This window comes from Aneurinibacillus sp. XH2, from assembly GCF_001439585.2.
In the GTDB taxonomy this organism is placed as follows: domain Bacteria; phylum Bacillota; class Bacilli; order Aneurinibacillales; family Aneurinibacillaceae; genus Aneurinibacillus; species Aneurinibacillus thermoaerophilus.
The window spans coordinates 2,173,924-2,196,300 of record NZ_CP014140.1 but is presented as its reverse complement, the minus strand read 5'-3'; the positions used below and the strand labels follow the sequence as shown (position 1 = coordinate 2,196,300).

The window sequence follows — 22,377 nt, the reverse complement described above, 5'->3', positions numbered from 1 at the left end:
TGAAAATGAGATAAGATATAGATTGGCAGACAGTATAATCATGGCAGAATATAAAGAGAGAAAGGGAGACGAAGCGTGTTATTTCCTACTCCAAAAAGGATGGAGCAAATGAACCAGAACGAAATGTCTGCGACCACAGTAGCACCACTATCTTTGAATGAGAAGCCGACGCGGCACTGGCTTCGTGCGGTGGCATGGGTGTTATGGATATTCTTTGCGATTCTCTCTCTCGCGCTTGGATGGTTTTACTTTACGCCGCAAGGCACAAAAGTACGGGAGATTGTCGCAGAAGCGGTATATACATCGAAACAGACAAAGTATACATGGCTGCTTGTAGGATCAAGCGGTGTGGAGAAGATTAAGGAAAATTTTCGTAGGCAGGCGGCAGCGAACCATCTTGTGAAGCAGGACATGAGTTTGGTAAAGGTAGCTTCCCCAAATCCTTCCCACCGGATCACGCCTTCTTCGCTTATCCATGTGGAAGATATCCGGGGGGAGACGTATGTTGGAAAAATTATGTATATTAAAGATCCGCGCTATATTCATGTTGTAGCCAGCCATAGTCCGGGAGGAGAGAAAGTCAGCAACATGGCGACGCGCGAGAACGCGCTGGCCGCGATCAATGGCGGCGGATTCTTTTTGACGGATCGGATGGAAGATATGACAGGGCCGGAGTTTGAAGGTGTAGAGAGAATTATGCACCCGCTTGGCATCGTGGTGAGCAAAGGTAAGAAAGTGATTGGTGATGAAAAAGCAAAACACGACATTGTTGGATTTACAAAAGATGGCGTGCTGATTAGCGGTCGTTACACGTATGATGAGATGAAAAAGCTGGGCGTGCAGGAAGCGGTGAGTTTTCTGCCGCGCCTGATTGTAAACGGAAAACCGATGATTACGGAAGGCGATGGTGGCTGGGGAGTGGCGCCCCGCACAGCAATCGCGCAGAAAGCGGACGGCACTGTCATGTTCCTCGTCATTGATGGGCGGGCGATTCACAGCTTTGGTGCAACATTGAAGGATGTGCAAGAAGAACTCCTGAAACGCGGTGCCGTTAACGCGGTGAATTTGGATGGCGGTTCCTCGTCCAGTATGTATTATCGGGGGAAAATTATTACTAACCCTTCCGGCATGGTTGGAGAAAAGCCGATGCCGAACGCGTTTATTGTATCTAACCCCGTGCTTGAGAATGGCGGAAGCGTGGCTTATCAAGCGCGAAAAGAAAAGTATTCGTAAGATAAAAGGTTGGAAAGCAATTATGATATAGGCACTGAAAAACTCGCGAGGGATTGGCCCGCGAGTTTTTCTTATGAAGGTCTTTACAACTTTCTAATCACAAACATATCTTCGAGCACCAGCCAGTTTTGCGGGAATTCGTTGCCGAGCACCCAATAGCTGACGCCGCGCAGGCCGAAGCGGCTTACAAGTTTATAGCGTGCTTGTATGCTGCGCGCGTCTTCGAACCAGACGATATGGTTTCTGCCGCGGGTATCACGGTAACGGAAGAATGGAGCTTGCGCTTTTTGGTCATACTGAATGGCGGCGTTGTTCGCGAGTGCGATTTCTAGCGCTTGTTGCGGGCTAACACTGCGCGCCCAGCCCCCTCCTGGCATATACGGTAGCGTCCAGTCGTAGCCATATAAATTCACGCCCATCATAATTTTTTTCGGTGGAATTTGCGATACGGCAAACCGGAGTACTTTTTCAACTTCGCCAATCGGTGAAACGGGAAGTGGCGGGCCTCTGCTCCATAACATAGGCATTTCTAGCTCTGTGTTAGGTGAACTATCCACCACTTAGTTATCGCTTGAAGTGGGGGCTTCTTGACTGTTCAGTTAAATTCCAGTTGCACAATCTGTACTTTCTTATTCTTGCGGTTTTTGCGCTGTTCATCGGGTAAGTCTACAACCATTCGCTTCACAAGTAAGTATACCATATGCTTTTTCTCTTCTGGACTGGCATATGGCCATAAGCGCCTGGTGTTCGTAATAATCTCAATCAATTCTTCCTGAGATAGTGACTTTTTTTGAACGGTGTAGGATTCAAATTTCTTCTTGATGTTGGATTCTTGCTCGCGTAGCTCCCCGATCCTCTCACGTAATTCTTCAATTTCGATTAATCCTTCAGAGAATGCAATTTGTAGTCGCTTACGTCGTTCATTCATTTTCTTTAATTCAGCTTCTAGCCGATCATGTTCGGAGCGTTCTTTTTTGTGTGATGATTTTCGAGTTGTTTTGGCAACAGTCGAATAGGAGTCGGTGATTTCATCTAACTTCTCTGCAAATGCCTCTTCAACAAGGTAGTCGGTTAGAGCGGGACAGTCGCATTTTTTGAACTTTACGTTCTGACATAAATATTGCCGAATCGTATATCCACTTTTTTTACGAATCGTATGACCTACCATAGAGCTTCCACATCGAGCGCAGCGGAGAAGCCCGGAGAAAACATACGTTGAGGCAATCTGACGGGGATGCATCGGGCGTTTTCGTTGCATGATGAGCTGGGCATGTTCGAATGTTTCTTTTTCGATGATAGCCGGATAGACCCCTTCAAGTAAAATCCAGTCTTCGGGAGCATTTAGTTTAGCACCATTTCCGTATTCTTTGTAATTCCACCGCAGAGCGCCGTAATAGGCAGGGTTGTTTAAAATATCAAAAATTGCTGTGCGTTTGAACTCATTTCCTTTTTTTGTTCGATAGCCTAGTTGATTGCATTCTACAGCAATGGAAGCCATACCAGCCCCTTGCAGGTAACGGTCATAGATAAAGCGCACAACAGAAGCTTCTTTTTCGTTTATAACAAGCTTTTGGTCAACCAGTTCAAATCCAAATGGGGGAGGGCCACCAGGACGACGTTCTTGGCGCACCATTTGCTCCATACCGAAGCGCACTCTCTCGGCCAGGTTCTCTCTTTCCCATTGGGCTAACGCAGCTACAAGAGTCAAAAATAAACGTCCTATGGCACTTGTTGTATCGTATACCTCGGTGGCTGACTTAAACTTTACCTCATATTTTTCAAATTCCTGAAGCAGCTTATAGAGATCGAGTACAGATCGGGTAAGACGATCAAGTCGGTAGACAAGAACGATATCCACTTTCTTGTTCCTGATATCCCTCATCATGCGTTGCAGCTCCGGGCGGTTTGTGTCCTTTGCTGATACACCTTCTTCGATGTAATGGTCGAATATGTCCCAGTTCTGTGATTGAACGTATTGAGTCAGCCGTTCCTTCTGAGCCGGTATTGAGAATCCTTCTTTGGCTTGTTCATCTGTCGAGACCCTTATATATAGCGCTGTACGCAATGCTATCCCTCCTGTGAATATTGTGGATAAACTTGCTAATAACAGGAATATATGTTCTATTTTATGACGAAAAAGAGAGCCTGAGGGTGGCTTATCCCCCGGCAATAACTTCGGCTGATTCCCCTTCATTATCAAACATTTCAACAGATCCGCCGTTTTGAACTTCTATGCTGGATTCTTTTTGAACATATGAAAACACGTCATAAGAATAGACCATAGAAATAGTAATAATGTAAATGAGAATAGTGCTAACCAAAAATCTTTAAATATGGGCTAGGAAGCGGCCAATAATGAGCCCCATATAATCAAATGTAACGGAATTATAGATTTGATTCCTTTTTGTTTATTCCGATACCAAAGATATGCACCATATATAGCTGCTCCGAATCCACCTATCCAAAGAATGTTCTTTAATATCCAAACAACCAATTCACCTGATGTTCAATCCCCATATGTAAACCCCGCCAGAAATGTTTTATTTTTCCATCCCAAAGGTGTAAATAAAAACGACTTCTTAATAAAAAGCAAGGGAAGTCGCCATCAATTCTAGCTGTTAATTATTCTGTTTTTCTAAATTATCAAGGCGAATATTGAGTTTTTTAGAAAATACCTTGCTGAAAAAGAGTTATCAGAGAGTGATTTTGCAACAGTAATCGGGGGAGCGCATCGTACCGTAAATCGCATACTTAATGGTAAGCATAATCCTGGTAGCAAGTTTATTGTCTGTGTCCTAAGAAATTGTGAAAATATAACCTTTGAACAGGCATTTTCTTATACATTTTCATTACCAAAAGGTAATAAAAACAACTCTAAATCAGCCTGAAAGAAGGTGAGAGCATGAACATCGAGCAGCATCTTGCTGAACTAGGGAAGGAAGTCACCAAATAGATGATAGCTACTTGATACGCTTGAGTTCGCGCAGTTCGGTTTCTTGTTCCAGGGAGCGAAGAGCAAGCGATTCAAGGATTTTATCTTGGCGTTCTTGCCCTTCAATAAGGCGAGCAAGTAAATCATCGTGTTTTTGTAGTGTCTCTTTTAGTTCTGTTACATCACCTTGTATGTGCGCTACATCCATCTTAAGTTGTTCGAGCGTGGCGCTTTGTACGTCCAAACGTTCGATAATTTTGTTCAGTAAAACTTTTGTTTCATCCATAAGAGATCATCCTTTCAAAGTTTGTAGAAATGTGGTTAACGCTTTCCGTTCCTTTGGTGTGAGTTTCTTGGCAGTCTCGATGAGTTGCAGGAGGTCGGGGGGCAGGTTGGGGGTATATCCAAAAAATTCCCCCAACGTTACATCCAGTGCTTCGCAAATTGATGTCAGCTTATCAATAGATGGTGTGGTTCTGCCTTTTTCTATATCGCTTAAATAAGGTTGTGAAATATGAGCTTTTTTTGCAAGTTCAACTACCTTCATACCTTTTAAAGTTCGTAAGTCTTTAACTCTTTGTCCAATATCCAAAATAATCACCCACCTATCATTATATAGCTGACAACTATATAAAAACAGAAAAACTGAATAAAAAATATCGTAAATAACTATCTTTTTTCTTTTTATATCGCTGAAAACGATATAATAGAAAGTGAAAAGAGGCTGACAGCGATGAAGAAAGTCAGAATGGTGAGAAACAGCAAAGACATGACTCAAAATGAACTTGCTGATAAAGCTGGAATCGCTCAAGCATACCTGAGTGAAATTGAAACTGGTAAAACCATTCCGTCAATACCAGTTTTAAGACGCATCGCCAAAGCTCTCGGCATAATGGTCGCCGAACTGCTGGATGATGAAACAAACAGCCTAAGGAGGTGAAACCTTGAAAACGACTGAGCAACGTCTCGCTGAGCTGGAAGCTCGAGTTGAGAAGTTGGAAGCCGCTATCGGAAGAACTCAAACTTGCCAAAATCCTAGTTCTTCCGAATACCATAATTCGACAGGGAGAGAGGAAAATCTTACAAATTAATAAGTTTAAATCACAGGGCAGTCCTCGTTGTCCTACACCATATCTTTAAGCAAGAAGGGAGGGGAGGATATGAAGCAATCCAAGACGATCATCATTTTCAACACACCTCCAGAAGAACTTTTTAAGCAGTACTTTGACTATCTTGCAAACTCGGGTATCCCCGAGCGTGTATTGGCAGCTGAAGCAGAAGAAAGAGCCAAACAGCAAGAGAAGTCCAAGCCCACTACGCCTACTACCGGGTGAATCCCGGAATTTTTCTTCGGGACAAGCCTTTAAACGAAGGAAAGGAGGTCAGTGCATGAACCACCAAGCCGAAGAACTTCGCAAAGAAAGCGAAGAAATCAGTCGCGGCATCGATCGGGTTTTTGCACAGCGCACGCCGGAGCAAAAGCAACAAGAGCTGGCACGACTGATCGAAGCTGCTCATCGACTACTGGGAAACGCCCGGCGGGTGAAAGGTGGTGAAAGGAGATAGTTGGCTTCTACTTTTATTATCCTATCGAAAGGGGGGGGGAGCCATGTACCGAGAGTGTAGAAATTGCGCCGGACTTAGCATCGAGGTTGCATCTGAAGAAATCGGAGTGGCGCCACGGACGCTTAATAGCACAAATGGAGACGGTAGAAGAATGGGGGCAGGAAGTTAGGAGGGTGTTGCGATGAGCTGGAATATACGTATACAGGAAGTGCTAGAACGGACGGCTGACTACGATATGAGCTTGATGGATGCCGAACAAAACGAAGCCTATCAACATCGTCTGGAACTGAATCGAATCAAACTAGAAATGCAAGAAGCCAAGAAAGAAGCTGATGAGTTCTTGAAGTTGGCTGAGGCATATAAAGCAGCAGGGGAAGAGAAAGGATATCTAGCAGCATGGTCATATCACAAATTGAATCTGCGGCGCTATCATGATTTGTCACTTTATTACATGAAAAAAGCTGCCGAGTGCGGGAACACTCAAACAGCTTAGCAGAAATGGTCACAAAAATCATAACACACGTTCGTGTGTACGGCAAGCTCGGGCTTGCTGTAGGGGCCGGGAATTCCACCTCTTAACCACATCTTTTCTCTCTGCCTGGCTCCTACAGCACTTCCGAAAGGAGGGATGAGCTATGAAGTAAAGACATAAGCCCTTTGCCTTCCAACCTTTACTATCTTACAGGGCGATGCCCTGACTTTTTAGCCCATAGGACAAGCCTACAGTCGGTGTAAGTTCGACAGGGGGCCACCACAACAAGAACTACATAGGCGCAGCTAAAGGGCTGCAACGCCAGTGTAGGGGTAGGGGCGCTGGCACGAAAGGGGGTTAGAATATGACGAACTTAGACAGGTTTTCTCAAGGTCTTCCAGACCCAAAAGAAGCGCGAGTCGTTGGTGAATGCATCACTTGCGGCGGTGGAGTCTATGAAGAAGAACTGGTTTGGGGGACAGATGAAGGTTTGTTGCATGACAGACGCGATTGCATCAGGGAGTACATTGCTGATTTTGCAATCCAAAAGGTTGCAGGGTAATCAAAAATGACCTGCGGCAACAGGTCATAATCACTTTGATAATCGGTTACTTAAATCTTATCACGAACGCTCTTTGAAAATCAAATAGGAGGCAAAACGATGCAAGCAAATACTCGTCGCCGAATGGAAAACCATAATACATCACATCCATTATCAATTTATATAACAGTGAAACATCATTGCAAAAATGCGAATCGATGAGCATTGTTTCTTCTGCAATCGTTGCTGCTACATTGGATTTGCCGATTGACAAAAATTTAGGGTATGCCTGGATTATCCCTTACGGAAACAAAGCACAATTTCATCTGGGGTACAAAGGATACATTCAATTGGCCTTGCGGTCTGCTCAATATCGGTATATCAATGTGACTCCCTCTACGAAGGTGAACTTAAAAAGTGGAATCCTCTTACTGAAGAAATCGACATTGATTTTGAATCACGAGCCTCGGATGTCGTAATCGGATATGCAGCTTATTTCGAACTGTTAAACGGATTTAGAAAAACCGTCTACTGGACGAAAGAACAGGTTGAAAAGCATAGGAAAAGATTCAGTAAATCGGATTTTGGGTGGAAAAACGATTGGGATGCTATGGCCATGAAAACTGTGCTTAAATCCCTTTTGTCTAAGTGGGGCATCTTATCTGTCGAAATGCAGAAGGCTGTTGTAGAAGATAAGGATGAGCGTGAGCTAAAGGACGTTACTAGCGAGTCACATGCCGACATGATAGAAGTCGAAGGGATGACAGTAGGTGGAGTCTTAATCTAATAACCAAAAAAGCGTAGCCAATAGTTACGCTTTTTTCTTTGGTAGAAAACATATGGAGGTGTGTAAGTTGTATCGATTTTATTTTGGAACCTTATCCGTATTACTAAAAACCATATTAAATTAAATGGCCAATAGTAACACATTAGATAAAAAAGGAATAAAAAGTAACTTTTTATCTTTTATTTGTTATTATTAAGGAAACTTCTATTAGCAAAGGGAGGAGTAAAAAGTGTTAAACCATAAAAATGTAATGTTTTTATTTTTACTTTCTTTTTTGTTGCTTTCTGCATGTGCGGAAAAGGAGCAACAAACATCTGTACCAGAAATAAATGCTCCTAAACTAGAAGCTCCTAAACTAGAAGCCCCTAAACTAGAAGTTCCTAAACTAGAAGCCCCTAAGTTTGATGTACCAAAATTAAAGGCACCTGATCTCTCTGTAACATCTGATAATAAACAAATTAAAATTCGAATTCCTGATACCGTTCTCTTTGACTTTGATAAGAGTGAATTAAAGCCATCAGCAAAAGTTGTATTAAATGAGATAGGTGAAGTTTTTAAAAAGTACGAAGGAGCAAAAATAGAAATAAATGGGCATACTGATAACATAGGTGAGGAGGCATATAATAAATCACTTTCTGAACGAAGGGCAAAAGAGGTTAGCAATTATTTAAAGGAAACCTATGAAGAAGAGAACCTTCATATAAGAACAAAAGGGTATGGCGAAAGCCAACCCATTGCGCCTAATGATACTGAAGAAAACCGGCAAAAAAATCGACGTGTTGAAATTGTTATTGAGCCTAAAATGTAACAAAATAAATTACGGTAAGCATATATACAGCTTAAAGCCTGATAATAAATCACTACATAATTTCGAGTATTTAAAAAGGAATTATCATTATATATAGGGAAAAAACTGCTACAGTCAATGTAGCTGCCGGGGCAGAGTTGTTATCGTATAAATATCTTGAGAATAGAGGGTTTGCAAAATTAGAAAGAGTAAAGGATAGCGAAAAATACAAACTGGTTATTCTACCTGTAGGAATTTAATTTCTAAAACAACATGAAGAATAAATGTGCATAATTGCGAAAAGGCATCGGATAATTCCGGTGCTTTTTGTTTTATCTTAGAGATAAAACGCATAAAAAAGAGGGGCTGCCACCCCTATGCTTCCTGCGCGATATTCGTTTCTATGTAGCAATACGGACAGCGTTTAAAAGGATTATATCCTACTGACCAATCGTCCACGTCCGTATCAACGTGGTGATTGTCTCGCATTTTCTCGATGTTGCACTTGGATGTAATATTTGCGCTGACATGAACCTCTCTCTTGTAGACATTCACGATATACGTAGCCAAAGTATCACCTCCTGCTACATTCTTCGATAAGGAGTGAGGAAAAAGCTAGCGCGTACGGTATTCAGCCAGATAGCGCAGGAGAAACCAGTCCGTATCATCATCCATACATGATTCCCGTAGCGAAAGCAGACAAAATCATCGCCCTCATCCAAGCAGAATGGAAAGAGAAGGATGAACAAATGAAGCAATATCAGAAAATGTGGCAAGAAGAAAACGCGAAGCCGGACAAGTGTCAGCAGAAGCTGGACGAGTACCACAGAGCAGCAGAGGCGCTGCGTAAGGATATGAAAGAGCTTGGTGAGCTGGCTGACGAGGTGAGGAAGGCGTCAGGTAGGAAGACCGTGAATAGCTGACCATATCGAGCATTTTCTCGAAATGTTTGCGAAAATACCCTACTACCCTTTATTGGGTGGTAGGGCTTTGTATTTATAAAAGAATGAGATACTATTTATATATAATATCTTCTCGTAAGGTTTCCACCTTTTCTAATGCTTGGGCTATATCATCTTCATCAACACCAAAATGTGCAAGAGCATCACGAAGATGTCTAACGATAGCATCGAAGTGAGCAGGCTGTATATTCATTCCTTCGTGCACCTTTGCCATAGACCCACCAGTGTATTGATTGGGTCCGCCTAATGCGAAGCTAATAAACTTCGTTTGATGTCGGCGCTGCTTTTCCATGTCCGTGTTTTTGAAAAAATGGTTCACGGTATCATCTGCTAAAACTAAATCATAGAAGTAGTCCACCACTTTAGCAATTGTCTCTTCGCCGCCAAGCCTTTCGTATAATGTGCTCATATGAACCTCCCTTTGGATAAAACAGTCAATATATATATTTTCACGAAACGGTCTGAATCATTCACTGAATCGAGAATTTCAATTTGAAGAAAAACGACTTATCTGAATTTAACTTTTTTCATGTTTACATATGCAAAGTTATGGGATACATAATTTCTTTCCTATGCGTAACTGTAAGAATATCAAGTAAGTACCAACATCCTCCACATAGGAGCCATACCTGATGAAGTTGCAAACGGCCTTTATATTTCTATTTGTAAATTTTTACTTTATTGTTCTATAATGAAAAGATAAGATTGTACCAGGAGGAATGAAATAAAATACAGGGAGGGGGAATATAATGAAACATGAGGAAGAAGAGAGAGAAAAAGCGGCCGGTGTCGCCTACATCGTTATTGCATATGTTGTGTGGGGATTGTTGCCGCTTTATTGGAAGTATCTTGATGATATTCCTGCTTTTGAGATTTTGGCGCATCGAATTTTCTGGTCTTTCGTATTTGTCGTCTTTCTTTTGTTTTTCTATCGGCGCTGGAATGTATTTGCAACTGCGTTTAAGAACAGAAATAACCTTCTGTTTGCTTTTTTCAGTTCCGTTTTAATTAGCGCGAACTGGTTTGTTTATATATGGGGGGTTAACAACGGGCATGTAGTTGAAGCAAGTCTGGGATATTATATTAATCCGTTGCTTAATGTGGTGCTCGGTGTGCTGGTGCTGCGCGAACGCCTGACAGGATGGCAGATAACTGCGCTGGCGCTCGCGAGCGTTGGTGTGGCGATTTTGACGGTGCAGCACGGCAGAATTCCATGGATTGCTGTCGCGCTGGCGACTACCTTTGCGCTGTATGGCCTTGTGAAGAAAAAGGCGCAGACGGAGGCGCTGGTTGGTCTAGTCCTTGAAACCGCCTTTATGGCTCCGCTTGCGCTTATGTATATTCTGTTGCTGGAAACGCGGGGAAGCGGAGCGCTTGGATATGGTTCCAGCCTTACGCTGCTGATGTTGGTTGGCACGGGCGTTGTGACGGCGCTGCCGCTGCTTTGGTTTGCCAAGGGTGCGCGTGTCGTGCCGCTGTCAACGATCGGCTTTATTCAATATGTATCGCCTACGATTAGCTTGTTAATTGGGGTGTTTGTGTTTAAAGAAGCTTTTACTTTTGTTCATTTGGTCAGTTTTTCGCTGATTTGGAGCGCGCTTCTGTTGTATTCCTTGTCGTACACGAATGTGTTGTCCCCGCTTTCCCGCTATCGAAAGCCGGGTTCGTATTCCGGGCAATTGCGCGAAAAAAAACACTTTCACTAATGATGTGAAAGTGTTTTTTCGCGCGTTTATTTTTTACAAATAATGAGCAAAATCTTTTCATTACTTCACATAAGAAAAAGGCCGTCCCCTCTTTGTGCTCGCATACAGTAAAGCAGGGAGGGAGCGGTATAATGTGGATAAAAGATGAAAAAAGTGTACTCGGCGAGTAGGCGGTATGGGAGTTTTTTGAATTTTTGCTACGGACCGGATTGCCGCAGCGCGTCGCCGCTGCGAAGCAAGAGGAGCGGAGGGAGGAAGGAGATGGAGAAAAGGAGAAATAAGCGTAAAATTTATGTAGGGTGGTATAGGATGTGGACGTAAGATCGTTCCATTTTTTATTTATGAATGCTTATGCGACGGAGTGGGCCTCCACTCCATCCCCATTCATATGTCATAATGATCACGAAATCGACGATGCGGCCGTGGGCGGCGTAATCATGTGCACCATGCCATTCGCCTGTTTTGAGATCGGACGATTTCGGGGCGAGCGCGGTGGACACGAGCAGGCCGTTGTTATGCATAAACGCGGTCAGGCGTTCTAGAAACGCATTGTATAAATTTCGTTGCTCTGGATAAATCCGTTCGAAGTTCACGTTGATGGCGCGGTAGCCTTTTTCCTTCGCGACCCGCAGCACGTTGTTAAATAGGCGGTTTTCCAGTGTGCGATTGGTAAAAATGGCGCTTGTAATCTCTGCTCTGAAGTTTCCCTCTGCAAAGTTCGTAATGACCATCATCGGCGCCACATTATTTTGCAGCGCAGCTTGGATTACGGACGTGTCGTTTATCGGCTCCAGCGAAGCGTCGGACCTTACATGATAGCTAAAAACGGACAGATATGTAAGGTGCGGCGCTGTTTGCCGGACAATCGGGACGTCACGGTTCGGAGCACGCGGCTCAATGTAGCCATTTGTTCCGATTGTTCCGTATTTTTTGCTTACGGAAGGGATAAGCAACACTTGACCAGGCGTGAGAACGTAGGGCGGCGGCAGCGGATTGAGCGTCAGCAGCGCGTCTACGCTGACCCCATAGCGGTTGGCGATGGACCAGAGCGAGTCGCCGGGCCTAACCGTATGTCGTCTGACCCTGGTTGGAATGACAAGCGTCTGGCCGACGACGAGACGATCTGGTGTTCTCCACTCATTAACGAGCGCAATTTCCGCCGGATCGACGCCGTATGCTTGGCCGATAGACCAGAGCGAGTCGCCTGGTTTTACAACATAAATATCCAGAAAGCATCCACTCCTTATTTTTTTCATGATATATTATTCGGCAACAGCCTATTTGGCGCCATTTTTTAGCAGAAGGAGGGATTTTTATGTTGATTTCCCGCATCGCTCTGCCTTCGTCCTTGCCCGATGTAAGCGTCTACCACATTCTGTACAAGTCGGGTGATGCGGTTGTGGCCGGATATTTAGCCCGCCCAAAGGCGCCTGACATATATCCGGGGCTTGTATACTGTCGTGGAGGAATTCGCCGGGTCGGTATGGTACAAATCACATGGATTGAGCATATGGCAGCTTGCGGCTTTGTCGTATGCGCCCCTTCTTATCGCGGGAATGAGGGCGGGGAAGGACATGATGAATTCGGCGGCGCGGACCGCGAGGATGTGTATGGCGCGTTTGATTTGCTTGCACATTTGTCGTGGGTGGACAAAAAGCGCCTCGCGGTTATCGGTTTTTCCCGGGGCGCGATGGGCGCGTTTCTCGCCGCGGCGGAGATGAACTTTGTGCGTGCCGTCGTTTCCTGGGGAGGGGTGGTCGATTTGCATCTTACATACGAAGAGCGCGCAGATTTACGCCGGATGCTCAGACGAGTGGTCGGTCATCCGGTTAAGGACGCGCGCGCCTATATGGAACGTTCAGCGCTGTACCGGGCTGAAGACATCACATGTCCTGTCCTTTTTATTCAGGGAGGAAAAGACGAACAGGTAAGTCCCCGTCATGCGCGCTACATGATAGAACGGCTTGAGCGCCTCGGCAAGCCGTTTACGGCTTGGTATTATCCGCAGTATGGGCACCACTTTCCAAAGGCAGCTCATTATGGAACGATCAGTGAGGCATGCCATTGGCTGAAAGACGTATTGTCGGTCCCATGAAGGGATTACCGAATGAAAAAAATGATAAAATTTTTGAGATTTAGAAATAATATGTTTTCCACTATATGTATGTTACGATTTTAAGATCTAGGTGAATACTAACGATACCACGGTAGAAAGCTATAGGAAAAAGGAGGACACACATATGGCATTTCTCTGGTCTTTGATTGTAGGCGGGATTATCGGCTGGTTGGCAAGCCTAATTGCCGGACGTGACATCCCGGGGGGAGTTATCGGTAACATTATCGCGGGTTTTGTCGGCGCCTGGATTGGTTCAGCGCTGTTTGGTAACTGGGGGCCGGTTATTGGCGGGTTTGCGATCATTCCGGCGGTTATCGGCGCAATTATCGTGGCGTTTGTAGTTAGCTTTATTTTGCGCAGCATGGGTCGCGCTACGAAATAAACAGCTGCGCCAAGAGAAAAACAAAAGAGCCTGCATCCGAAAATTTGGATGCGGGCTTTTCTCATCTGCTTACTTTTGGGAGCGTACTTTGGTCTCCATATAATGGAACATACCTTTTGCGTTCATCTGGATATCGAACTCGAATGTTTTTAGAATTGGATCGTTTTCCGGTACGCCCATTTTGACTAATTCGTTATGGAAGTAGCGGCGTAAACGCTCAGCCACATGCTCCCAGGTCGCATGTTCCGCATATGCCTCTTCGGCGATGCGGGCATACATATTTGTCCGTTCGATATTTTCCGCAATGATGCGTTGCGCGTCCGCATGACGGCCATAATGAGTCATATATATTTGTTCTACATCCAGGTTGGCGAAGCGGCGCAACGTGGCGCTCATTGCTTCCGGGTCAAATTGTGTGGGCGACGAGCTTGGCGTATAGAAGTCAACACCGAATGTTTCTTTTAACCAAGGAAAGCTGATGCCGATGGCGTCACCGCTGAACAATCCTTTACTTACCGGATCGTACACTACAAAATGGTGGTATGCATGCCCCGGACTGTCATAAAATACGAGCGTACGATTATCGTCGATGGCAAGCTCCATTCCGTCTTCCGCGATCATCATTCGCTCTTTTGCAATAGGTATGATCGGGGTAAACAGGCGGTCAAAATCGTCGCCATACACTTGTTTCGCGCCTGCAATTAATTTCGCAGGGTTCATCATATGTTTCGCGCCGCGCGGGTGAACCACCAGCTTGGCGTTTGGCAGTTTTTCGAGCAATAGTCCGGCTCCTCCCGCATGGTCAAGATGAATATGCGTTACGATAACGTATGTAATTTGTGCGGGGGCCACACCCAGCTCTTCAAGCGCGGCGAGCACACGTGGAACGGAAACGCTTGCGCCCATTTCTACGACCGTTTTTTGCTCGCTGTCAATAAAGTAGCCGGTTGAACGACCTTGCTGCATGCGATCCACAAGTTCAATCTGGTATATATTGTCACCGAGATTTACAATATGATTTGTTTTCACTACCATATCTCCTATCATTTTGATTTTTCTAAATTTACTTTATTATAACATAAAGAGCTTGTATATAAGCAAAGTTGAAATGATCACCACAGCGACATTCGGCCTGGAAGTGGTCGTGGTGCGCGAAGGTAAATAATGAGGATACGAAGATGGTAGCCGTGGATAACTTAATAGAATGTTCTGAGAAGAGATAATTGTTCCTTTGTGTGGATGTGATAGCCGTTACACGTACTCGGAATCAAAATCGTGTCGCCGCGTCTTAGTTCCAAATTCTCGCTGTTCGTATCGGTTTCGAGCACACCGCTTCCTTCCGCCACGATCAGTATGTCTGGATTCCCTTTTTTTCCGAGTGATAGGTCACATCCCCCATTTTTAATCAAAAGTTTCTCGATCGAAAAATAAGGGCATGTCAGTAGATGTTCATGTTTCATAGTAGATGTCTTCGAGATAAAAAAGCGCTCCTGGTTCGATTGTGTTGCCAGCGGATTGGAGTTATCGTAAATCATCACATCTGCCGCTTTATCAATATGTAGCTCTCGGCTTTTTCCGTTTTTGTCCACGCGCTCCCAATCGTATACACGATATGTAATATCAGACGTTTGTTGAATTTCGATCAAAATGGTTCCGGATAGTAAAGCATGAAGAGTTTGCGCAGGGACGAAAATCAGCTCGTCTTTTGTAATCTCTTTCGTTTGCAAAAAATAGGGAACTTGTTTCTCTGCAATAGCCCGTAGATATTCTTCCTTATTCTTGAACGTATGACCGTACACGATTTTCGCATTCGGTTTATGTTCCAGGATGTACCATGCCTCGGTTTTTCCAAAGTCACTTTCGACTTCCTTCGCGTAGCAATCGTTCGGATGGATTTGGACGGATAAATCTTCACGGGCCTCAATGAATTTAATAAGCAGGGGAAAACGATCCTGTGGAGAATGGCCTAAATAGTCCTGGGGAAATTCTTCCGTTAATTGAACGAGTGTTTTTCCGGAAAGAGGTCCGTTCATGACAACGCTCATTGCATTGGGATGACTGGATAACACCCAGTATTCCCCAATAGGCTTTGAAGTGCGTACATCAAACCACTCTTTTAATTGGTTTCCACCCCAAATTCGTTCTTGTGGAATAGGAAAGAACTTGACAGGATATGCCTTCATGTTTCATCACCCTACCGATGGATTTTTGAAAAATTCAACAGTCAGGATTAGAAAGATGAAGCAAAACAGCCTAATGCGAGCATTAAGGCGGTTTTTCCTACCATGTATTGGAATTTAGGAGAGGAAAGGTATTTATATTTTTATATCTAGTATGTTTATTCAATCAATTCAACAACGAAAAAAGAAAATGAAGCACAAATAAGGCTTATTTTTTGCAAAAAAAATGGATTTGTTTCTTTTTTCTCTTGCTGACATGCAAAAAAAATGAATCGTATTCAATGGAAAACTAAGCAGGCGTAAACAAGAAAAAAATTTATATTTCAAGAAAAAAATAAATGATTTTGCAAGGAATCGACAGAAAATAGTCAAACATTAACATTGATCGCCGTTGTAAAGAATACGAATGATTTTTATATTATTGTTAGCAGCCGTTTTATATGAGTGCTAATAAGTTGCGTGAGAGAAAATTTCATAAACAGTGGTAAGGTTTTCTCTTTGTTCTCGTTTGAACGTACATACTTTATTGTTAGATTCCCATTGTTGCTAAATTTATCAGATGAACCAGCTTCCATGTAAAGTCTTTCTTCTTGCATTTTCTGCTATTTTTAAACTTTATAACATTATGTAGGAGATGATGTAGATGAAAGCATTGCTGTTGGCTGGCGGATTGGGAACGCGTCTAAGACCGTTGACGGAGAATTTGCCGAAACCGATGGCGCTGATCGGAAATCGGCCGTGGTTAGAGCATCTCATACTGCATTTGAAGAGCGAAGGAATTGCTGATTTTGTGATCGCGGTGAAGCACTATCCAGAGATGATTCGTGATTATTTAGGTGACGGAACTTCATTAGGTGTGCGCATTCAATACGCAGTCGAAGAAACGTTGCTTGGTACGGCGGGCGCGATCAAAAATGCACAGGAGTTTTTGGATGATCGTTTCCTTGTTGTGAATGCCGATATTGTTCATCAAGTGGCTATCCAGCCTTTGCTGGATTTTCATCTGGAGCACGGAGGAGCGGTCACGATCGGATTGACTGAGGTTAAAGATCCTTCGCAGTACGGCGTGGTCGAGCAGGATCCGTTTGGGCAAATTGTCCGTTTTGTGGAGAAACCGAGTAAAGAAGAGGCTCCTTCCAACCGCATCAATGCTGGTATTTATGTAATGGAAAAAACGGTGTTGGAGTGGATTCCGAAAGGGGAAGAGGTATCGATCGAAAGAGAGACGTTTCCGCTATTGATCGAAAAGGGAATGAGAGTCTACGGTAAAGTCATTGATGGTTATTGGCTCGATATGGGAACGAAAGAACGCTACCGTAAGGTTCACTGGGACCTATTGGAGCGAAAGTTCAGGCTTCCTTTGGGAGGAAAGGAAGAAGAAAATGGCATCTGGATCGGTGAAAATACGAAAATTGGGTCAGGGGTGTTGTTTGTTCCGCCGGTGCTTATTGGAAATCGTGTGAAAATTGGTGATCGCAGCGTGATCGGGCCTTATGCGGTCATAGGGGACCACTGTGAAATCGGGCAAAACGTCCGCTGCTCGGAAACGATTATGTGGAACAGATGCAGGGTTCACAATGCTACACAGTTGAAGAACTGCATTTTTGGCTACGACCTGGAGTTAGGTTCCAAGCATATTCTTTATGAGGCCGTAATGAATCGATGGGCAGGTGGATTACAAGGATGAACGGTATAGCCTATGTAAGTACGTATATTCCAAAAAGATGCGGTCTGGCAACGTATACCCACCATCTAAGGCAAAACGTGAAGGCGGCAAAAGGATGGAAAGGGTTAGATCCGGTTATCGTTATGATCGGATCTAAGGAACAATCGATGTACCAAGAGCCTGATCCAGCTCTTTGGCCTTTGTTGCGTGATAAAAAAGAAGCGTATACCAAAATGGCCAGAAAAATTAACAACAGTCATGTTTCGCTCGTCTCGCTGCAGCATGAATTCGGTATTTTCGGCGGTCATGCGGGCGAGTATATTCTTGAATTTATTGAAAACGTAAAGAAGCCGCTCGTTACTACTTTTCATACGGTTTTTCAAAAGCCGGAAGAACCCTATCGTTCCATTCAACAAGTGATCGCGCAAAGAAGCGACCGTATTGTCGTAATGAATCGAAAGGCGATTCCATATTTAGTGGACGCTTTTTCGATACCGGAAGACAAAATTGTTTTTATTCCACATGGCACTCCGGTTCCGGAACCCGAAAAAAGGGAGCAGTTCAGGGAGCAACTGCAATGGACAGGCCGAAAGGTTTTGCTTACGTTCGGACTTCTAAGCAGGGGAAAAGGAATTGAAATGCTCCTGCACACATTATCAATGGTTGTAAAAGTGGTGCCTGATATACTGTATGTCATTGTTGGTCAAACACATCCTGAGGTAAAGAAACGGGAAGGCGAATCGTATCGGCAAGAGTTGCAGGAACTGATCCGCGAAAAAGGGTTAGAGCAACACGTGCTGATGATCGATCGGTATGTAGCGGAAGAGGACTTGGTGAAGTATATAACGGCATGCGATCTCTATGTCACTCCTTATCCGGGAATGCAGCAGATTACGAGCGGAACGCTCGCCTATGCCGTAGGATTGGGACGACCTGTAGTGACAACTCCTTACACGTATGCGCAAGACCTGTTACGAGGTTATGAAGAATTGTTGGTTCCGTACAAAGATTACACCGCCTGGGCGCAAAAACTGATCCGGCTTCTTTCCAATCCAGACGAATTAAGACAATGGGAAAAAAGGATGGAGCAAATCGGGCGAACGATGCACTGGCCGCATGTGGGAGCGGAATACGCCCGCCTTTTTGCCCGGGTCGCGCAAACGGCTCAGACGCTTTCACCTCGGGGAGAAGGGCAAAGAGAGGTGAAAGAAATTGTATCCTTATACAGTTAGTTTTCGCCATCTGGAACGGATGACGGATGACACGGGGCTGTTGGAGCATAGCTTAGGAATGATTCCCCGGCGCAAAGAGGGGTATACAACCGACGATAATGCGAGGGCGTTGTGGGTTTGTCTCGAGTGGCTTCATTATTATTCGTTAATCCCCAACGAGTCGCAAAAAGAAAAGCTTTTTCATCTTATTGACCGGTACCTGGCTTTCCTGTTATGGGCACAGCGTGAGGACGGCCATTTTCATAATAACTTCGCATATGATCGGACACCGGAACCAGAACGTCCTTCCGACGATTGTCTTGGGCGAGCACTTTGGGCAAGTGCGATTACGATCGTCAAATTAAGGCATGATCAAGAGCGCTTGCTTGCAGCTGAACAGATATTCGATAAAGGAATGGAACCATGCGCCCAGATGGCTTATCCCCGTGGATGGGCTTATGCGCTCGCAGCATGCAGCTTACTGGCAGGTAATCTCACCAAAATTAAGGAAACGCTGGAGCGCTGGGGGGCGGGAATGGAATCCGTTTTACGCTCCCGTGTAAGACTTTTTGAAAATAAATTAACGGAACTTTATCGCTGTCACGCCCGGGCTGGATGGCATTGGTTTGAACCGGTGATGACCTACAGTAATGGTGCTTTTCCGTGGGCGATGCTTCATGCTTATAACGTCACGGAAAAACAGGAAACACGCCAGATTGCCAAAGAAAGCCTTGATTTTTTGATTGAGAAAATGACCGCGCCTCAGGGGTGGATCAGACCCATTGGGAACAGGGGCTGGTGTACGGAAGAGACGAGAAGCAAGTGGGATCAACAGCCGATCGAAGTGATGAAATTGGCGCTGGCCTCAGCGCAGGCGTATCGGGTACTGGGAGATCTTATATATTGGGAAGTGCTTAACAAATGCCGTTCTTGGTTTTACGGAAATAATGACTGGCAAACGCCGCTGGTTAATTTCCAGGAAGGTAGCTGCCATGACGGTTTAACACCGAAAGGAATCAATGGAAATCAAGGTGCTGAATCGACGATCGCGTACTTGCTAACGGAGGCCAACTATTCCATTTTGAAATTGGAGGTTGAGGCAAATGTCTGTTGTGTCTGAGAATGCTGTGATGCCCGCTCACGTTTTTAGGGAATATGACATAAGAGGAAAAGCGGGAGCGGATATTGATCAGCGGTTCGCGTATCTGTTAGGCAGAGCTTTTGGCGACAAAGTGAAAAAAAGAGGAGTAAGTCAGGCCGTAGTTGCAAGGGATAACCGAACGTCTTCACCGGAATTGCATCGTGCTTTAATTAGTGGGCTTCATCGGTCAGGTTGCGAAGTGATTGATGTTGGTGAAGTGACGACCCCGATGTTTTACTACGCGTTGGAACATTTTAATATATCGTGCGGGGTAATTATCACCGCAAGTCATAATCCGGGGGACGAAAACGGATTTAAAATTGCGATGGATAAGACTACCATTTACGGAAGTGCCATTCAACAATTGAAGACGGTGATGAAGGAGCTTAACGCTTCGGAAGCGATACCGGATTCATTTGATTGGGATAAGAATTTGTTGAAACCACGCGATATTGAAACCCCTTATTTGCATATGCTGCGGGAAAAAATCAAGCTGGGGCCGAGAAAATTGAAAGTGGTTGCTGACTGTGGAAACGGAACCCCGTCGCCTTTTGTGCCGAAGGCGTTAAAGGCTTGGGGATGCGACGTCATACCGTTATATTGTGAATCTGACCCGAGCTTTCCGAATCATCATCCCGATCCGGTCGACCCGAAAAATTTGCAGGATTTAATTTCTAAAGTAAAGGAAGAACAGGCGGATCTCGGTATCGCTTTTGACGGCGATGGTGACCGCCTTGGAGTGGTGGATGAGAAAGGACACATATTATGGGGCGATCAGCTCATGATTTTGTTTTGGCGTGAAATTTTGCCGAAGTATCCTGGATGCGAAGCGCTGGTGGAAGTTAAATGTTCCCAGGGGCTGGTTGAGGAGATCGAGCGGTTGGGAGGGAAGCCGGTCTTTCACCGGACGGGACACTCCCATATTAAAGCGACGATGAAAAGAATCAACACGCCTTTTACCGGAGAAATGTCGGGACACTTGTTTTTCCGTGACGAGTACTACGGTTTTGACGACGCACTTTATGCGGCGGGAAGATTGTTACGCATTCTGTCGCACAGCGAGCGTCGTTTGTCTGATTTATTTTCGGATGTGCCCCAATATTTTTCTACCCCTGAAACGAGAGTCCCATGTGAGGAAGGGCAAAAGCAGCCGGTACTGGAGCAGGTCAAACGGCATTTCAGCGGGAAGCATGATATTATTGATGTCGACGGAGTAAGGGTTTTATTCGGAGACGGCTGGGGATTGATACGAAGTTCCAACACTCAACCGATTTTGGTGTTGCGAGCGGAAGCCGAATCAGAACAGGGTTTGAAGCGGATCAAGAAAAAAATGGAAAAGGCGCTTCATGCGGCATGTTCTGACCTTTTTATTTCTTGGTGACAGGCATAAACTGATCAAACATGAAAAAGGAGTCCTACCTTTTGATAAATCCTGTGAGCTTTAAGGGAGGACTCCTTTTTTGTTAGCAGGCCAAGTTGATTTTGTTGGATAGGCGGAAGGATTGATTTATTTTAACGGCACTTGATATTTATATTTATATTATGAGATGGTGGATTCCAAGCTTGGGATCGCTATGTTTAATGCTATGTATAGAATAAATGTACATATTTTTTATTTATATCAGCGTTTTCGGCTTTCGGGTCGTGAGATTTCTAGAATTGGAACTTTGGTACAAGGGGGTATGGAGGTGAAAGTGAAACCTTTCGCTGTTGGAGTAGATATCGGAGGAACGAAAGTGGCGATTGGAATCATCGATGCCAAGGGCTGTGTTGCCGCATCGACGATAATTCCAACGAATGTATCGATCCTTGCGACGGAAATGGTTGCACAAATTGCAGAACACATTTTACGCCTGCTTGATAAGAAGGGAATAACAATGGAACAAGTTGCAGGAATTGGCATCGGTGCCCCGGGACCTTTAGACGCAAAACAGGGTAAGTTGATTTGCCCGGTGAATTTGCCGTCTTGGGACGATTTTTGCGTAGTTGAAGAACTAAAGCGAAAAAATTCGGTTCCGGTCCTGCTTCAGAATGACGCAAATTGTGCCGCTCTTGCCGAAAATTGGGCAGGTAATGCCCAAGGGTGCGAGCATTTTATCTATTTGACCATTAGCACCGGAATTGGGGCCGGTGTAGTTATCGATAAAAAATTGGTTTCCGGCTATCGCGGGAATGCGGGCGAGGTCGGCCATATCGTGATTGATCCGGCACAGGGAAGATGCGCTTGCGGACAGAAAGGCTGCTTTGAGTGGGTTGCATCAGGAACAGCGATTGCCAGGCGCGCGTCCGAGGTGATGGGAACGAAGCTTACGACAAAAGAGGTGTTTGCCCTTTACCGAAAGAACGAACCTCGGATCGTACCTCTAATCGAGGAAACATTTACATATATTGGCATGGGATGCGTCGCTTTAATTAATTTGTTTGATCTGGAGAGGATCGTGATCGGCGGCGGTGTAGCGGAAGTGCGATCCTCTATTTGCAGCGGTTCGAAAGTATGTGAGAAACCATACGCTAAACCCGGCGGCACGCAATACTCCGATCGTTCCAGCGCTGTTGAAAAAAGATGCGGGAATGATCGGCGCAGCCGCTTTGATACATGTAAACTTTGAAAAATGAGGAAGGCTCCGTCATTTTTTCGCGAAAGTAGGTGGGTCGGCGTGCGGCCTGGCCGTTTGGCTTCGTCATGGAAAACGGA

26 protein-coding genes and 2 pseudogenes are annotated in these 22,377 nt (G+C 44.8%); 19 read left to right on the top strand and 9 right to left on the bottom strand.

Translation table 11 applies throughout. From position 1 onward, the window contains the following. Positions 1–108 precede the first annotated feature (108 nt). The gene (locus ACH33_RS10850; RefSeq protein ID WP_057899034.1) at positions 109–1,233 is read left to right on the top strand and encodes a phosphodiester glycosidase family protein; all 1,125 of its coding nucleotides are present in this window, start codon (positions 109–111) and stop codon (positions 1,231–1,233) included. An 83-nt stretch (positions 1,234–1,316) separates the two neighbouring features. Here ACH33_RS10850 and ACH33_RS10845 read toward each other — a convergent pair. The 4 genes and pseudogenes from ACH33_RS10845 to ACH33_RS19320 all read right to left on the bottom strand — a co-directional run. Further along, positions 1,317–1,748, bottom strand: a pseudogene (locus ACH33_RS10845) (glycosyl hydrolase family 18 protein); the annotation flags it as partial. Between the two features lie 80 nt (positions 1,749–1,828). Further along, positions 1,829–3,298: a recombinase family protein gene (locus tag ACH33_RS10840; protein WP_057899032.1), complete on the bottom strand. Its 1,470-nt coding sequence runs from the start codon at positions 3,296–3,298 to the stop codon at positions 1,829–1,831. Positions 3,299–4,193: 895 nt separating this feature from the next. After that, positions 4,194–4,451 carry a hypothetical protein gene (locus ACH33_RS19325; protein WP_057899031.1) on the bottom strand — a complete coding sequence of 86 codons (258 nt, stop codon included), beginning with the start codon at positions 4,449–4,451 and terminating at the stop codon, positions 4,194–4,196. 6 nt (positions 4,452–4,457) lie between these two features. Then, entirely contained in the window at positions 4,458–4,757 is a 300-nt protein-coding gene (locus ACH33_RS19320) for a helix-turn-helix domain-containing protein (RefSeq protein ID WP_091259901.1), read from the bottom strand. Positions 4,758–4,898: 141 nt separating this feature from the next. On the opposite strand from ACH33_RS19320, the gene ACH33_RS10825 reads away from it, so the two are divergent. The 9 genes and pseudogenes from ACH33_RS10825 to ACH33_RS10805 all read left to right on the top strand — a co-directional run bounded on the left by ACH33_RS10825 (position 4,899) and on the right by ACH33_RS10805 (position 8,339). Next, positions 4,899–5,105: a helix-turn-helix domain-containing protein gene (locus ACH33_RS10825; RefSeq protein WP_057899030.1), complete on the top strand. Its 207-nt coding sequence runs from the start codon at positions 4,899–4,901 to the stop codon at positions 5,103–5,105. 4 nt (positions 5,106–5,109) lie between these two features. Then, positions 5,110–5,256: a hypothetical protein gene (locus ACH33_RS19315; RefSeq protein WP_156424054.1), complete on the top strand. Its 147-nt coding sequence runs from the start codon at positions 5,110–5,112 to the stop codon at positions 5,254–5,256. 69 nt (positions 5,257–5,325) lie between these two features. Continuing rightward, positions 5,326–5,499, top strand: coding sequence for a hypothetical protein (locus ACH33_RS19310; RefSeq protein ID WP_156424053.1), 174 nt, complete (start codon positions 5,326–5,328; stop codon positions 5,497–5,499). A 55-nt stretch (positions 5,500–5,554) separates the two neighbouring features. Further along, positions 5,555–5,731, top strand: a complete 177-nt coding sequence (locus ACH33_RS19305) for a hypothetical protein (RefSeq protein WP_156424052.1) — start codon at positions 5,555–5,557, stop codon at positions 5,729–5,731. Between the two features lie 43 nt (positions 5,732–5,774). Continuing rightward, positions 5,775–5,900: a hypothetical protein gene (locus tag ACH33_RS20365; protein ID WP_257721568.1), complete on the top strand. Its 126-nt coding sequence runs from the start codon at positions 5,775–5,777 to the stop codon at positions 5,898–5,900. A 12-nt stretch (positions 5,901–5,912) separates the two neighbouring features. Then, the gene (locus ACH33_RS10820) at positions 5,913–6,224 is read left to right on the top strand and encodes a hypothetical protein (protein ID WP_057899029.1); all 312 of its coding nucleotides are present in this window, start codon (positions 5,913–5,915) and stop codon (positions 6,222–6,224) included. A 343-nt stretch (positions 6,225–6,567) separates the two neighbouring features. Further along, entirely contained in the window at positions 6,568–6,765 is a 198-nt protein-coding gene (locus ACH33_RS10815) for a hypothetical protein (protein ID WP_057899028.1), read from the top strand. A gap of 146 nt (positions 6,766–6,911) precedes the next feature. Next, positions 6,912–7,531 (top strand): annotated as a pseudogene (locus ACH33_RS10810) (recombinase RecT); the annotation flags it as partial. A gap of 229 nt (positions 7,532–7,760) precedes the next feature. Further along, positions 7,761–8,339, top strand: a complete 579-nt coding sequence (locus tag ACH33_RS10805; RefSeq protein WP_057899027.1) for an OmpA family protein — start codon at positions 7,761–7,763, stop codon at positions 8,337–8,339. A gap of 354 nt (positions 8,340–8,693) precedes the next feature. Here ACH33_RS10805 and ACH33_RS10800 read toward each other — a convergent pair whose 3' ends face one another. Then, positions 8,694–8,888, bottom strand: a complete 195-nt coding sequence (locus ACH33_RS10800; protein WP_057899026.1) for a hypothetical protein — start codon at positions 8,886–8,888, stop codon at positions 8,694–8,696. Between the two features lie 107 nt (positions 8,889–8,995). On the opposite strand from ACH33_RS10800, the gene ACH33_RS10795 reads away from it, so the two are divergent. After that, complete coding sequence (locus tag ACH33_RS10795) at positions 8,996–9,241, top strand: hypothetical protein (RefSeq protein WP_057899025.1); 246 nt, start codon at positions 8,996–8,998, stop codon at positions 9,239–9,241. 91 nt (positions 9,242–9,332) lie between these two features. Here ACH33_RS10795 and ACH33_RS10790 read toward each other — a convergent pair whose 3' ends face one another. After that, the gene (locus ACH33_RS10790) at positions 9,333–9,689 is read right to left on the bottom strand and encodes a group I truncated hemoglobin (protein WP_057899024.1); all 357 of its coding nucleotides are present in this window, start codon (positions 9,687–9,689) and stop codon (positions 9,333–9,335) included. A 340-nt stretch (positions 9,690–10,029) separates the two neighbouring features. Here ACH33_RS10790 and rarD point away from each other — a divergent pair, with 340 nt between their 5' ends. Continuing rightward, positions 10,030–10,986, top strand: coding sequence for an EamA family transporter RarD (gene rarD / locus ACH33_RS10785; RefSeq protein WP_057899023.1), 957 nt, complete (start codon positions 10,030–10,032; stop codon positions 10,984–10,986). Positions 10,987–11,321: 335 nt separating this feature from the next. Here the strand turns inward: rarD and ACH33_RS10780 are convergent, their stop codons facing one another. After that, positions 11,322–12,242, bottom strand: a complete 921-nt coding sequence (locus ACH33_RS10780) for a LysM peptidoglycan-binding domain-containing protein (protein WP_057899022.1) — start codon at positions 12,240–12,242, stop codon at positions 11,322–11,324. A gap of 59 nt (positions 12,243–12,301) precedes the next feature. On the opposite strand from ACH33_RS10780, the gene ACH33_RS10775 reads away from it, so the two are divergent. Both ACH33_RS10775 and ACH33_RS10770 read left to right on the top strand, forming a co-directional pair. Beyond that, complete coding sequence (locus ACH33_RS10775) at positions 12,302–13,081, top strand: alpha/beta hydrolase family protein (protein ID WP_057899021.1); 780 nt, start codon at positions 12,302–12,304, stop codon at positions 13,079–13,081. A 145-nt stretch (positions 13,082–13,226) separates the two neighbouring features. Next, positions 13,227–13,484, top strand: a complete 258-nt coding sequence (locus ACH33_RS10770; RefSeq protein WP_057899020.1) for a GlsB/YeaQ/YmgE family stress response membrane protein — start codon at positions 13,227–13,229, stop codon at positions 13,482–13,484. A 69-nt stretch (positions 13,485–13,553) separates the two neighbouring features. Here ACH33_RS10770 and ACH33_RS10765 read toward each other — a convergent pair whose 3' ends face one another. Next, the gene (locus tag ACH33_RS10765) at positions 13,554–14,513 is read right to left on the bottom strand and encodes an MBL fold metallo-hydrolase (RefSeq protein WP_062731156.1); all 960 of its coding nucleotides are present in this window, start codon (positions 14,511–14,513) and stop codon (positions 13,554–13,556) included. A 167-nt stretch (positions 14,514–14,680) separates the two neighbouring features. Beyond that, positions 14,681–15,667: a type I phosphomannose isomerase catalytic subunit gene (locus ACH33_RS10760; protein ID WP_057899018.1), complete on the bottom strand. Its 987-nt coding sequence runs from the start codon at positions 15,665–15,667 to the stop codon at positions 14,681–14,683. A gap of 640 nt (positions 15,668–16,307) precedes the next feature. Here ACH33_RS10760 and ACH33_RS10755 point away from each other — a divergent pair. From ACH33_RS10755 to ACH33_RS10735, 5 genes are all read left to right on the top strand, one after another. After that, a complete protein-coding gene (locus ACH33_RS10755) occupies positions 16,308–17,351 on the top strand; it encodes a nucleotidyltransferase family protein (RefSeq protein WP_057899017.1) in 1,044 nt (347 codons plus the stop codon). Continuing rightward, positions 17,348–18,562 carry a glycosyltransferase family 4 protein gene (locus ACH33_RS10750; protein ID WP_057899016.1) on the top strand — a complete coding sequence of 405 codons (1,215 nt, stop codon included), beginning with the start codon at positions 17,348–17,350 and terminating at the stop codon, positions 18,560–18,562. Before ACH33_RS10755 ends, ACH33_RS10750 begins: the two co-directional genes overlap by 4 nt. Next, on the top strand, positions 18,543–19,661 hold the full coding sequence (locus ACH33_RS10745; RefSeq protein ID WP_057899015.1) for a hypothetical protein: 1,119 nt from the start codon (positions 18,543–18,545) through the stop codon (positions 19,659–19,661). The genes ACH33_RS10750 and ACH33_RS10745 overlap by 20 nt, the downstream gene beginning before the upstream one ends. After that, positions 19,645–21,063 (top strand): phosphomannomutase/phosphoglucomutase, encoded by a 1,419-nt coding sequence (locus tag ACH33_RS10740; RefSeq protein ID WP_057899014.1) that lies wholly within the window; start codon positions 19,645–19,647, stop codon positions 21,061–21,063. Before ACH33_RS10745 ends, ACH33_RS10740 begins: the two co-directional genes overlap by 17 nt. A gap of 307 nt (positions 21,064–21,370) precedes the next feature. Then, a complete protein-coding gene (locus tag ACH33_RS10735) occupies positions 21,371–22,291 on the top strand; it encodes an ROK family protein (protein WP_236781862.1) in 921 nt (306 codons plus the stop codon). Positions 22,292–22,377: the final 86 nt, after the last annotated feature.